The sequence below is a fragment of the Microcoleus sp. B4-C1 genome, from assembly GCF_036705285.1.
Lineage (GTDB): Bacteria > Cyanobacteriota > Cyanobacteriia > Cyanobacteriales > Microcoleaceae > Microcoleus.
Window position 1 is genome coordinate 1 of sequence record NZ_JAUBUC010000137.1, and the last position, 13,082, is coordinate 13,082.

Consider the following 13,082-nt stretch of genomic DNA (forward strand, 5'->3'; position numbering starts at 1 on the left):
AGCAATCCTAAATGATTCGTGTAATTCTTGTAGGGGCAAACCCCCCGTGGTTGCCCCGATGCAGGCTGGGGTAGGCAGGGGGAGTAGGGGTAGCACTACCCCTACATATTTTTACAAATGATGCGAGGATTGCTATAGTACCAAGGATTTTTTGATTTCACTATAGCTACTAAGAGTTTGTGCAAGTCAGTAGCTGTGGGAAGTTTGAGCTTTTCACTCTCGTTGGTTTTATTGTGGTGAAGTATATTTGGGGTCAACCACAATCCCCAATTCAACGCATGACGCGCTACTCCACAATGCTGGGCTAACAATGTGCGAGTAAGTTGATTATTCAGTTTCAATTCGGTTTTGAAGCCTAACAGCATTTTTACCTCTCTATCGCTTTGAATCACGCTATATACTGCTTCAATCCCTACTCATTTCAGAAGGAATGAGTAGATGTGAGTAGGATTTTGGTTACAGTTTCTCACCCTCAGTGCCGATCGACCTTTTTGCTCGCCCCCCGCGAGCGTCATCGGCTCGCGTCATTACCCTATTCTAAGGCAGCACGGTTCAAATCCCTAGTCCGCCGAAGGATGGCGTCCGCTTGGGGGTAGCGATGGCTTTTCTGACGATCGAGCCGCAACTAAAGCCTGGTACAATCAATAGAAAGTTTTTGACGGACTGACCTTTTTCAGCTTTAGCCTATGGCAGTCTTCGCAGTGAGAGCTAGTCTTTAATCAAGTGGCATTGGTACTGCTGTCTCATTCCTCCAGACAACTGGTGACGCCCGTACTTTCTGGAAGTTCTCCCGTGAGAACGTGCTATGCGTTAGTGCTGAAGAAAAGTTAGAAAAAATGCTATCCCCCGATTGGGCAAACAATACCAAGAAGTAAGACTTAATTGGCAAAAAGTGATCCTTACTTGCCTACACTTGTTTACTTTAGGTAAGTTGACTAAAAATCACAGGCAGTGTTATCTTTAGTCAAGAACCTTTGGCTTAAGGGGGATAGCCTACTTATGTTGGAATTAGCCGTCTACCCAACAGCGTAGGAAGTAAACACCACTTATCTTTTAGGCCTTTAAGTAACTTAAAGTAAGTTGGGATAGGTTTTACGAAGCAGAGGACTATTAGTGTGCTGTATCTAGCGGAAGTACAAAAACAGAGAAGCGGCTTTGGTCTCGGTGGCGGTAAGGCTGAACTGAAACTGCTAGCTTGTCAGCGGGGCGAACATAACTGGAGCGCCGTACCAGGTGATGACGCGATCCCAGTTGAGGAAGCTAATAAGTTTAACGACGGCACGCTGGTGCTGGTTGAGTTGAGCGCTAGCAAGCAAGTGCAGCGGATTCAGGAGGCGGCCCGCCAGTTGGTGAGCATTCTGCAAAATTTCTCGCGATTGCAGGACAAGTTTAAGGATAAGGAAGAGGAAATTGAACAGTGGAAGGCTTCTCTGACGTTTTCGAGTCAGGAACTCAATCGCCGGGAAATGGAAATGCAAGCCCGCGAAGAGCAGTTGGCTCAAATGGAAGAGGAGTTGGAGCGACTGGAGGCTCAGCGCTCAGAAATTGAGAATACTCGAGATGAAGCTAACCGACTGCGAGAAGAAGTCGATCGCAGTCGCGTGGAAATTGAGACGGCTTGGGAACAGTTGCGGGGCGAGCAGCAACGGGTGGCCCAGCAGCAGTCTGAGGTTCGGCAGGGGCCAGTAGTTGATGAGCAGCAGACTCAGAGGATTCAGGAGTTGATGCAGAAGCTGGGAGGGGCAATTGCTTCGGCCCAAGGGGTGCGGGAACAAATGAATCAGTCTCTTGGTGCGGTGGGCGCTCAGCAGGCAATTCTGGATCAGCACTGGCAGCAGTTGGAGCAAAAACAGAGCATAGCTCAACAGCAACAAGAAGAGGTCGATCGACTTTTGCAGAGCCTCCAAAACCGCTGGCAAGAGTGGTACCAATCTCAAGATGCTTTGGCCGGGGCTCGGGCGGATCTTAAAGGGCTGCAAAGTACCCTTAGCGCTAAGCAGGATCAGGCTCAGTCGGTGTCTTTGCAGGTGCGGGCTGTTGAGGATCTTTACCAGCAAGTTTCCAGGCTCGCATCTGCTTCGGGTACTGCAGGTACTCCGCAGAAAGTAGATGTGTCATCTCTGGAGAAGATGCCTGTTGATGAGTTACAGGGGCTGGTGCAACACCTGCAACAGGATTTGGAAAAGGTGTTCCGGTTTGTTAACGATCAAGAGGAGGAGTTGACTCTGCAGCGGGAGACAATCGAGGAGCTGCAAGGGAAAATTCAAGCGGCTTCCGAGTACGATCGCATGGCTTTGGAAAATGAAATGGCAGATGAACTCGAAAGTTATCAGATGTTAAACGAAACTCTGGTGGGACAGCGCCTCCGGTTGCAGGAACGGGAAGATGTTTTAAAGCAGCATCAGGCGGTGCTGTGGCGACGGCTGGGTACTGCTAATGCTCCAAAACAAGAGCGAGGAGATATTGATTTGGGGCCGATTGTCGCACAGCTCAATACTCAGCGGCAGCAGCAAAGCCAAGAATTGCAAAGACTGGAAAACGAAATTCAGCAGGTGCGGGAAGCGGTATCCCAAATTGAGGCAAATGTCAACCGCCTCCAGGGGGAAAGTGAGGCGAAACGCTACGAACTCAAGCAGTTAGAGCAGAATTTGTTCAACCAGAAAGGTGCAGTGGCGCAACTCTGGGGCAGGGTGAATGTTTATCAAGAAATGTTGCAGCCGGTGCAGGACAATTTGAATGCGCTACGCCAAAAGCTCGAAGCGGTGGCGGGGGAACTCGATCGCGTGCAGCAGACAGGAGAGGAGCAAGATCGGGTAGTTTCTGAGTTGCGGCAAGTCCTTTCGGGTTTGATCACAGCTTAAAATTTAACTAACAGCCGGCGCCGTCCCTCGGTATATTTAGAGGGGATTAATCAGAGCGCTGCGCCCCGTACCCCGTTGGGAATGGAGCCCGCGTGATGAAAGGCTCGTCGGGTGTAGGTACGGAAACCGACAATTATTCTTTTATACCCCAAGATGATCGGGAAATACTCGCTATACTATATTAGCAAGTGGGGGTGGAACTACCTCACTATAAAAAGCCTTTGAAAAAAAGGAAAAAGAAGCCTGCGGTCTAACTGTACTCAATTGACCGTCAGGTTTGTTCACTATCTAAAATTATCGAAGGGTGTTCGACTCGACCGATCGCTCCTCCAGGAAATGGATCGGTTTGCGATCGGTTGGGCGCTACGATTAAGCTGGTGAGTTTTTCTACGCTTTCAAAACTGGGCGCCGAGGGCAATATTTGTTGCAGTAGTTGCCGCATTGCCCGTCGCTGCAAGGCCAGGGGTGCTTCCCGCAAAATAGGGCGATTTAACTTGACGGGAAGTTGAAAATTCACCTGTGGGCTGTCTGCAATTGGAGACATTGCTCGCTGTAGCAAGTTGCTGGCTGCAAGTTCGAGATATTCTACGTCGGCGCGGAGGAGTTCGGCTGTTTGAGCTAGCGCTTGTTGGGCTTTTGGATTGAAATGAGTTTCCAAATAAGGCAATAATTCCGATCGAATCCGGTTGCGAGTATATTGCAAGTCTTGATTTGTGTAATCTTCCCAAATGGGTAGTTTTTGCTCTTGACAAAATTGACCGGTTTGCGATCGAGTTATTTCGAGCAAGGGACGAACTAAATAGATTTTAGATTGTAGATTTTGGATTGTAGATTGGGAATTTTCATCCTGATTTTCCAATCTAAAATCGGCCGATATTTGCGAGTTGGGATTTTCGCCGGAATTCCCCAATCTAAAATCTAAAATCGGCAATCCAAAATCGGCGAGGGGCCGTGTCCAGGTGAGGGCGGAAAGTCCGTCGGCACCACTGCCACGAATCAGGTTGTAGAGGAGTGTTTCGGCGCGATCGCTGGCGGTGTGGCCTGTAACAATGTAGGGGTAGTTGTGGGCGATCGCAATTTCGGTTAAAGCTTGATATCGCCACTTTCTGGCGGCTGCTTCTGTTTTGGGGATGTCCGAGGCTGTTTCCAAATAGTAGGATATTCCCCAGTTTTTAGCTAATTGTTCTACATGATTAGCCGACGCTTGCGAGTCAGAACGCCAACGGTGATCGCAGTGAACAATCGCTAGATTCCACCCCCATTTTGGCTGCAAATCTAGCAGTAATTTAATTAAACACAGAGAATCTTGTCCGCCCGATACTGCTACTAGCAATCGCTGATTTGATGGCAATATTTGTCGGTACAGCAGCGTCCTGTGAACTTGAGCGTGCAGGTGCGTCCAATTGGAAGATTCAGCCATGAGATCAGTTTTTCATTAAGCAAAAATAAGGAAGTTAGACAACGAGGAGTGTACGGGATTTAACCGATGGATTTTGAGCAAAGAAGGGGAAATATCCCCCTCTCCCAATCTCTCAGTCTTTGCCTTCCTAGCTCCACATTCCTATACTTTGGGGGTCGCGGTCTGGATACCTAGAAATAGGAAAATGATTACTTATTTCTGTTGAGTCACATTGATTTAATGGCTCATCTATATCGGTTTGATTTGAGCTAGCTACGGCGTAGTTTTGCACGGTGTCTGATCTTTCGGCAGCGGCAGGAAGGGCTTTTTGCTCTTTGATTTCAGGTTCCAGCGGAATGAACTCCAGACGCATTCTAAGTTTTCCTTTAGTCCAGTCTTTGCCAGCACTTAATAGCTCGCAATCCAGGCCGTCTGAGAATAATTTTTCGTCTACCAATTTTGCCTGCATAATTGCCATAAATTCGCTGACTTTGAATGTACATTGATACATCAAAGCGCTGGTAGGGGCAGACACAACATCGTCTTCTTGGGGAAATATTGGGGATTCGTCCATATTAATTGTCCTTATTTTAATGAAGGAAGTTCGGCAACGGATTTTGTAACGGATGTAACGGAGGTGAGGAAGACCGAAGTTATAAGAAGGAAGAGGGAGTTAATTATTAGAATCTCGCTGGTTGAGTAAGGTGGGAATTGCCCACCCTACAACCGGAGATGAGATTAATCCCGGTTCTTTGACTTATCCTGTTCTTCTGTGGCCCATTGGTGGATCGGGAATTAGAAAAACCAACCGTAGGAATGTAAACCTTTGCCTAACAGATTAACGCCTAGATAGCAAATCCAAACTACCACAAAACCTGTGGCGGCTAAAATTGCTGGGCGTCTTCCCTGCCAGCCGCGAGTGATGCGGGCGTGCAAGTAGGCAGCAAATACCAACCAAGTAATTAGCGCCCAAGTTTCTTTCGGGTCCCAACTCCAGTATGATCCCCAAGCTTCGTTAGCCCAAACCGCACCGGCAATAATGCCAACTGTCAGTAAGGGGAATCCTAAACCGATGATGCGATAGCTAATGTTATCAAGAGTTTCTGCTAGATTCAACCGCTGGGGCGAGAGAAGTTCTGCGGTTTGAGTTGGGGCGGTTGATGAGGTTTGAACGGTGGCTAATTCGAGCACTGCGGTGGTGCCCAAACCGTTATTGTTGGAGTTGAAAGAGGGTTCGCTGAAAGCTAAGGCGCTGTCGGCGCTGGTTTCTGCAATTTGAGGTTCGGGGTTTTGAGGGCGTTGGAGGCGGTAGTTGCCGTTGCGGTTGCTGTTGGTGCCGAAGGAACTACCGGTAAGTTCGATTTTTTGGCCGCGGGTGACGATCAAAAATGCGATCGCCAGTAGCGCTCCTACCATTAAAGTTGAGTAACTGAGCATCATGACGCTAACGTGCATCATCAGCCAGTTTGATTTGAGGGCGGGTACTAGGGGCTCTGCAGATTGCATGGTTGCGGGCAGAGTCAGGGCTGCAAAGGCGGATATTGCCATTGCTACGGGGGATGTGGCTACTCCTACTAAGCGGGAACGACTCATGTTTTCCGCGACTAGGTGGATGGCGGTGATTCCCCAAACTAGGAAAAATAGGGATTCGTAGAGGTTGCTTAAGGGGAAGTAGCCTGCTTCTATCCATCGAGAACCGAGTAAAGCGGCGATGGATAGGTTGGCGACGGCCATTCCTGCGGTTCCTAGGGCCCCCAGGTAGGGAATGCCGGGGAATGCTGCGCCAACCCAGTAAATGAGCATTGTGGAGAACAAAACGGCAAAGGAGATGTTGTCCAGCCAGTTCTGGAGTACGACCAGATCCATAAAAATTACTCCGGTAGTGTTTTTACTTATTTTTGCTAACTAGATCGATCGTACTGGGGTTGGGCAGTTTTGGGTTTGGGATTTTGAATTTTTGTGGCAATTATGAGTGATTGGCGGTTGTTGAGGTACGAGTGGGCGATCGCGCGGACGCATCAAACAAGCTACTATTGACCCACCAGACGAGTGTCACCCCGTCAAGTCACGCTTGTTGATTCTGGCTGAGGGCTTGAGGTTGGACGAGTTCCAAGTAAGGAAACACGGAATGCTGAGGGGCGAAATTCGATCGCCCATTAACAAAATTAGGACTTACGCACGGGGGGCCAGAAACCGGGTTTTTTTAGAAAAATCCTTCGTTCGTACTCGAAGATTAAGTAAAAAACCCGGTTTCTTGGTCGGGAGTGCGTCTAGGACTGAAAATATAGGATGTTTTTTGATCTGGGGCTATCTGGAATCCTTTAGAATTGATTGAGCAGATTACCGACTTGCTGTTTTTGCAACCAGCAAAAAAATGGAAGCCCCCGACAATCGTTGTGGATACTCCCCAAATTTTAGACCAAAGCTCAACCTCCCAGATTTATCAAGGCGAGTCAATTCTAAAATCTAAAATCTAAAATCTAAAATCGACTGACGGTTCGAGCATTTGCATAGGTTAGAGGAGATGTTTGGTTAATGCGTCGAGATTCAATATTTTACAAGTTATTTCAAGAAGCTCCGACGCTGCTGTTTGAGCTATTGGAAGAGTCACCATCGAATGCGGAACAGTATCGATTTGACTCCGTTGCTGTGAAGGAACCGAAGTTTGAAATTGATGGGGTGTTTTTGCCGCCGGATGCTGAGCCTGGAGTTGTATATTTCTGTGAGGTGCAGTTTCAGCGGGATGAATTGTTGTATGAGCGATTGTTTGGTGAGTCGTTTTTGTATTTTTATCGCAACCGTCAGCGATTTACAGATTGGGAAGCGGTGGTAATTTATCCGAGTCGATCGACTGAACAATCAGAAACGCATCCGTATAGATCGCTCTTGAACTGCAATCAGGTGCATCGGGTATATTTGGATGAGTTGGGGGAGATTGAACAGTTGCCGCTGGGGGTGGCGCTGATGGCTTTGACGACGATCGACGAAGCGAGTACGCCCGAAGCGGCGCGATTGTTGCTGGCGCGATCGCAGCGGGAGGAATCTGAGGCAGCGAGTCGCGCCATAATAGATATGCTGACGACAATACTGGTTTACAAGTTTACCAATTTGAACCGAAGGGAGGCAGAGGCGATGTTAGGGATTACGCTTGAGGAAACTCGGTTTTATCGGGAAGCAAAGGAAGAAGGCATCGAACAAGGCATTGAACAAGGAATTGTACAAGGCATTGTGCAAGGCCGCGAACAAGAAGGAAGAGCTTTGATTTTACGTCAGTTAAATCGCCGTCTGTTAAATCGGCGAGTTGGAATATTACCGGAATATATCACGACTAGAATTGCTGATTTGTCGATCGAGCAAATTGAAACTCTAGCAGAGGAATTGTTAGATTTTCAGTCGATCGAGGATTTAGAGGTTTGGCTGGAGAATTTGCCACAGGGAGAGTGATACGAGGTTAGGAATTGCATTTGAGGGGGCGATCGCGCCATTTACGCGCACAAACACATCAAACGTACTCCCCCTCTACTTCCTGGGTTTTAGGGTTCTTTTGGTGCATCCGCCGTTGCTGAGAGGATGTTAAGGGTGCAATCGGGGATGATTCCGGCGATTTATACCAATTTTAAAAAAGAATGCAACAGTATTCTTGTCCCCCCCCTTTCCAAGGGGGGGCTAGGGGGGGTCGAAGAGTGTTGCACGATTTTAGATAAATAGCTAAGACGGGCTCTCCGGCCCATTCCACAAGAAAAGATGATTTTTGTGGGATGGGCCGGAGAGCCCGTCCTTTAATTGCATTAAAAGGACTTTTGCAAAAGGTCTATTTTCCTGTAGTTTCAGTCCCTCACAGTACCTCCGGCGAACGACTTCTTTTTAAAGCAATAGATAATTGCCTCAATCGTTCGCTAACTTCTAAATTCGATTCTTGTGACTTCAAGTTATCAGGTATTTCAGCAAACAGAAGTGGATTTCCCTGCAACCACTCATTGAGAGCAACGCCAGTCCAAGTACCTTCTTTGTCTCGGAAACTATCAACTAAACCCTTTAGTTCTTGAATACAGTATGACTCAAAACCAGCCGCACTGAAAATTGCATAAATTAAGTATTCTTCAAACGCACTAATATCATTTCCTACCTCAAAAACTACAGCTTCTTCTTGTGGCGATTTTATGTCATTAGAAAAATCTCCCACTATTTGCGCTGCTACCCCAGCAATTTGTGTTGCTATTCCTGTAACTCCTAATACTTGTTGCCGAATCTCCGGATTAAATAGTAAATCTGAACCATATTTTACATATTTTTTGAGAACCCTAAATGCAGCTTCTTCCCCACTATAGTAGTTATCAATAATTTCAATATCTACCCCTAAAGTTTTGATTATTTTATTTCGAGTATCACTATTAACTGGGCCGCGAATCAGCGCTTCAGCAACTGGACGCGCAAAGCGTAAAAATAATACGCTTAAGCTATTCTCTAGTTTGGCTAAAAAATATTCCTCTGAATTTTCAATGAGCCTGGGTTTTACTTGATTACTTTCCCATAATAAACTTGTCATATATTCAACTAATTTTAATGCTTCATCCTTAAGTTCTAAAGCAAGTTGATGAGCAATTGCAGAGAGAAGCTTACTAATATCACCGTACAAATCATCACGCCAAGCAAAATTGGCTTTCATGCGGTCAAACTCTGGATTGGAGTTAGCAAGAAAGATAGTATCTTTCTTTTTAAATGTTTCCTCCCTAAGTTTCTGCATTTCATTGTCAACGATTTGTAAATATCGTTCTCTAAATTTTTCTATTTGAGTGAATGACTTAGCATTAGAACTATCTAAGGATTTGTTTACAACAGAATATTCATAGTATTTTTGTAAATCAGCTTTGATTGTTTCCCATTTTTGATTCCACCATTCTGTAAATAAAACCCGCCGATTATTTTCTTCAAATAGCTTGGCTTCTTCAGGATTTTCTGGATACTTTTTGCTGACTGTAATATAAATCTGTTCAGAATTGCTGAAAATCTTATTGATAGACGCTTCGCATCTTTTCTTTAAAATTGAGACACGCTCAGTGTTGATATAGTTAAATATTTTTTCCTTAATTTCTGGAATTCCAGTACCATTTTTATTCAGAGTTTCTTCATCGGTAATTCCAGTCAGTCTCTTCAACTGAGCTTCGATATTACTTGCATCCCCAATCTCTAACTTAGTCGGTTCTCCTGCTAAACCATTCAAAATTAGATAGGCTCCGGCTGAACCATATACAATGCGTTCAGGTGGAAGCTTTGCACGCTTTAACCAGTCTTGAGATGCTTCTTCTATATGTGTTTTAAGCGCCTCTGCACTACCTAATGAATCAATCCGACTTAAAAATACAAAAAGCTTATCAGCAACGGTGACGTTTTTATCGCCAAGTTCGGTAAACTTGATTATTTCTAGTTCCTTTTCTCGGAGGCTAGTAAACCGCTGTACCAATATCACCGCATCACAGTCAGAGAGCATTGCTTGTGCTTCGTCAACGTGCTTTGCTAAACCTGAATCTAAACCGGGAACATCATAAAAAACAATTCCTTCAGCCTGAGCAAGCTTGTTAGTATAAAGTCTCGCCTCTAAAACAGCGTGAGCATACTTTTCATCTGCTACATACTTCTTGAGTGGTTCTCTAATATCTTCGAGTCTAGTAAAGGGAAAAGTCAGATTACCTTCTCTTCTTACCTGTTGTAAAGTTATTTCGTTTGCTCGTATAGTATTTAGGTCTTCTTTCGCCCCAACTTTCTCCAGTTCCTTGAGTAAGTTGATAAACTCTTCTTCGGTTCTCGCTTGTACTTCCAGCCTTTGTTCAGACTCGTTTTCAACTGAATAAATTTGTGTTGTTGTAAATGTGCATCTGCCTCCCTTTGCTGGAAGTAAATCACATTGCAACCAAGCATTAATGAATGTGCTTTTTCCGGCTTTTTCTAGCCCGACAACAGCGATGCGAAACTCGCGCTTTTTGAGTCTTTCAAGTTGGCGGCGAGTAGGTTCTGCTTCTTGTAAAAGTACCTCTTTTAATCGAGCCGGAACTTCAGCCTGGGGTAACATAGCCAAGTTAAGCGCGTGTCGCTGCACGTTGAGAGCGTCGCTAAGACGAGCCTCATAGTAAGAAGATGCTGTTTTCCAATCCATTTTGGGGTTCCTTAAATGCGGTTAAAGTTTTCTAAGCCAGATAAATTTCTAAGACAAGCGTATTTTTGAATAATACGCTGTCCATAGTTGGGTAGGTTTCTTTTTAATATGTAAGGGCTTTCTTTGTCAATCATTTCTTGCCCCTGATTGATATCAATCCTAATATAAACTTCTCGGTTACTATTAGTTGGAATGTCTTCATTTGTTGCCATTTCTAAAACTAGCTCTTTTGAAGCAGCGTTTTCAACATCTGTGCATAGAAAATACGAGGCGTTATCTATAAGCGTTTTGAGGTCAGAGAACTCTAGACTGTTATCTGTAAAACTATTGGGACGCTTATCTCTTAAATCAATGATTACAGATGCTGGAACAACAAGACATAAAGCAGCAGTAATTGGTTCAGGAGGTGGTGACGGCAAAGAATCAGGTTGCCGATTTCTGGCATTACCTCTTAGGTTTTGCTTACGGTTATTTCTGTATTGGATACAGGCAAAGACTCCAACCAATAGGCTGCCTATAAACACAAGCCAAACAACTGTTTGCATATCTGGATTGTTAGGATGATTTAGTTTAGTCATTCTTTGGTTCAACCAATTTTGCTTAAAATAATGATCAAACGTATTTGGTTTTTCCATTAAAAGTTGATCGCCAGCAATCCTTTCATCGTCATTTAGTGAAGCATTCTTGTTGATACCAGTAGCAGTACATATGTCGTCTGCTGTTGATTTTTCTGCTTCAAGCAATATATGTATTACCTTGTACAAAACTCCCTTGTTTTCATTTGCTACCTGGGGGTAAACCAGCTCCCAAACGTCTTTATACAGTGTTTCTAGATGCTCATTTGCCACTTGAATTTTAATCCTCATTTTTTAAGAGTTTTCCTAATAAACCAAATTCTTCTGCTAATTCTTGGGCTTTTCGTTCCATAGGTTGCCAAACATTTTTTTGCTTTTCATAATCTAAAGTTATTTCTTGGTGAGCTTTATCTAGTCTAGCTTGATAACGATCGAGAATATCATTTTGAGTTTTATGTACCTCTTTTTTTAAACAATCAATTTGTTCTAGCAACCAACTGGCAATTTGTTTAACTAGGTCTGGTTCAGCTAATTTTACCTGACTATCCCAGTTTTTTAATAAATTCTCTGTGCTAGGAATTGTAGCATTATCGCTACATCGTGCTTCGTATTTGGGAACTAACCATAACCAGTGCCAAAAACTTCTACTCTCTTCCTCCCAATTGCCTTCTGTAATTGAAACACCAGATTCAAAACTTAAACTAATAAATGAAAGTTCTTTTTTAACTCGTATCAGTTGGGAATCAGGAAACCTGATTATTATGTGGGGTGCTTCTTTATTTGCTCCTTTTTCTAAATGGGATAAATGACAATTGAAAAGCTCGACCACGGCCTGGTACATCCTCTCTATTTCCTGATTAGAGATTTGTTTTAAAATATCTTTCATTACCAGATTCAAATGCTTAGACAAGTCGTTTAAGGCTTGATTTAGTAGTTCGAGATTTTTTTTATCCTCATCTGTTCTTGCTTCTCTTATTTCACCATCTCTAGCAGCAGACCCAGTGTAGCCTAAGTTTATTAGTCGTTTGAGGTTGCTTTCTAGAAGTTGTACCTGTGAATCATCTGCTTTTTTTAAATTTGGGTTTTTTACCAGTATCTGTCCCTTCTCCAAAGATTCTGCTACTGATTCTAAAACTTGATTTATTCCTCTACTTAATTCTCGGCTCCATCCATAAAGGGGGTATAATTTTTCTCCTAATTCCTTATAAGGTTCAACATCTTGAAGTTCCTTCAGGGTTTTTTGTAAATAGAACACCAGGTCGTCTTCTGACTTTTTTTCTATGACTTCTTTAAATTTCGCATCTATCTTTTCAAACGGCTTCCTCAAATTTGCATCGCTCAGTTGAAGAAAAATGTCTAGTGATGACCTGATGTGTGATATTTTTTCACATTCCTGTTGGTAGTGTTCTTCTGAACTGCTAAGAATGGCCGTGGTTGTTTGTACTGCCCACTCGGATACAGCATTTCCCGCAGCTACATTAAAACGTTCTATAGCTTGCGGTATTACTAACTGTGGAAAGTGTTGATTAATATGTTCCTTTAAGTGCTGCTGAAACTCTTCTGCATAAGATTCTTGCCATAATGCTTCAGCAACTCGGTTTCGATCGTGTCTCGACCATTTTTGTACGTTACGTGGCAGGACTTCTAATATGTCTTCATTAATTAATCCGTTAAAATTGTTGTCTGCCTTTTTACAAGCTTCAGCACTATAGATATCATCATTATTTTGGATCTGAAGGGCTAGTAGCGCAGGCCATGTACTAAGTTTGACAACTTGTAACTTCTCAATATCTTCTGTATATTCTTGTAATTGTTCATTCAATTCGTTTTTTATATCACATATAGCTTTTTCAACAAAGCGATTTTCTGTTTCAGGCCAATTTTTGTCGGCTCGAAAAACGTCAATCCGATTCAGAGTAAAGAGCATACGTGCAGGAGAACCACCCAAATCTTTTACCTGCTGTACAACTTCTTGCAGTAAGCTTTTTACTTTATGTGCATCGGTTTCTGCACTATTGTATGCAGGGTAAACGCATCTAAATTAATTTGACAAACACCTAAATTTGTGCATTACTAAATAACTAAAAAAAACTTTT

9 protein-coding genes are annotated in these 13,082 nt (G+C 43.9%); 2 read left to right on the plus strand and 7 right to left on the minus strand.

All coding sequences use genetic code 11. The annotated features are described in order from the left end of the window. Window positions 1-101: 101 nt before the first annotated feature. A complete protein-coding gene (locus QUB26_RS29925) occupies window positions 102-392 on the minus strand; it encodes a helix-turn-helix domain-containing protein (RefSeq protein WP_333056451.1) in 291 nt (96 codons plus the stop codon). Between the two features lie 723 nt (window positions 393-1,115). On the opposite strand from QUB26_RS29925, the gene hmpF reads away from it, so the two are divergent. Continuing rightward, on the plus strand, window positions 1,116-2,861 hold the full coding sequence (hmpF, locus tag QUB26_RS29930; RefSeq protein ID WP_333320932.1) for a pilus motility taxis protein HmpF: 1,746 nt from the start codon (window positions 1,116-1,118) through the stop codon (window positions 2,859-2,861). A gap of 271 nt (window positions 2,862-3,132) precedes the next feature. Here hmpF and tilS read toward each other — a convergent pair whose 3' ends face one another. The 3 genes from tilS to ccsB all read right to left on the minus strand — a co-directional run bounded on the left by tilS (window position 3,133) and on the right by ccsB (window position 6,126). Further along, window positions 3,133-4,281, minus strand: a complete 1,149-nt coding sequence (gene tilS / locus QUB26_RS29935; RefSeq protein WP_333320934.1) for a tRNA lysidine(34) synthetase TilS — start codon at window positions 4,279-4,281, stop codon at window positions 3,133-3,135. A 127-nt stretch (window positions 4,282-4,408) separates the two neighbouring features. Further along, window positions 4,409-4,834, minus strand: a complete 426-nt coding sequence (locus QUB26_RS29940; protein WP_333320936.1) for a KGK domain-containing protein — start codon at window positions 4,832-4,834, stop codon at window positions 4,409-4,411. Window positions 4,835-5,055: 221 nt separating this feature from the next. Next, entirely contained in the window at window positions 5,056-6,126 is a 1,071-nt protein-coding gene (gene ccsB, locus QUB26_RS29945) for a c-type cytochrome biogenesis protein CcsB (protein ID WP_333320939.1), read from the minus strand. 669 nt (window positions 6,127-6,795) lie between these two features. Between ccsB and QUB26_RS29950 the strand changes: the two genes are divergently transcribed. Next, the gene (locus QUB26_RS29950; protein WP_333320941.1) at window positions 6,796-7,704 is read left to right on the plus strand and encodes an Rpn family recombination-promoting nuclease/putative transposase; all 909 of its coding nucleotides are present in this window, start codon (window positions 6,796-6,798) and stop codon (window positions 7,702-7,704) included. Between the two features lie 391 nt (window positions 7,705-8,095). On the opposite strand, the gene QUB26_RS29955 is transcribed toward QUB26_RS29950, so the two are convergent. Genes QUB26_RS29955 through QUB26_RS29965 form a run of 3 tightly spaced genes read right to left on the minus strand, consistent with a single transcriptional unit; the run spans window position 8,096 to window position 12,934 of the window. Next, window positions 8,096-10,411 carry a dynamin family protein gene (locus tag QUB26_RS29955; protein ID WP_333245861.1) on the minus strand — a complete coding sequence of 772 codons (2,316 nt, stop codon included), beginning with the start codon at window positions 10,409-10,411 and terminating at the stop codon, window positions 8,096-8,098. 11 nt (window positions 10,412-10,422) lie between these two features. Further along, entirely contained in the window at window positions 10,423-11,277 is an 855-nt protein-coding gene (locus tag QUB26_RS29960) for a hypothetical protein (protein WP_333245858.1), read from the minus strand. After that, window positions 11,267-12,934, minus strand: a complete 1,668-nt coding sequence (locus tag QUB26_RS29965; protein WP_333320943.1) for a GTPase — start codon at window positions 12,932-12,934, stop codon at window positions 11,267-11,269. The genes QUB26_RS29960 and QUB26_RS29965 overlap by 11 nt, the downstream gene beginning before the upstream one ends. Window positions 12,935-13,082: the final 148 nt, after the last annotated feature.

What these genes read in the sequence shown, in the direction of transcription:
- ccsB (WP_333320939.1), bottom strand. Translation starts at nt 6,126, where the DNA reads ATGGATCTGGTCGTACTCCAGAACTGGCTGGACAACATCTCCTTTGCC.
- QUB26_RS29955 (WP_333245861.1), bottom strand. Translation starts at nt 10,411, where the DNA reads ATGGATTGGAAAACAGCATCTTCTTACTATGAGGCTCGTCTTAGCGAC.
- QUB26_RS29950 (WP_333320941.1), top strand. Translation starts at nt 6,796, where the DNA reads ATGCGTCGAGATTCAATATTTTACAAGTTATTTCAAGAAGCTCCGACG.
- QUB26_RS29940 (WP_333320936.1), bottom strand. Translation starts at nt 4,834, where the DNA reads ATGGACGAATCCCCAATATTTCCCCAAGAAGACGATGTTGTGTCTGCC.
- QUB26_RS29960 (WP_333245858.1), bottom strand. Translation starts at nt 11,277, where the DNA reads ATGAGGATTAAAATTCAAGTGGCAAATGAGCATCTAGAAACACTGTAT.
- tilS (WP_333320934.1), bottom strand. Translation starts at nt 4,281, where the DNA reads ATGGCTGAATCTTCCAATTGGACGCACCTGCACGCTCAAGTTCACAGG.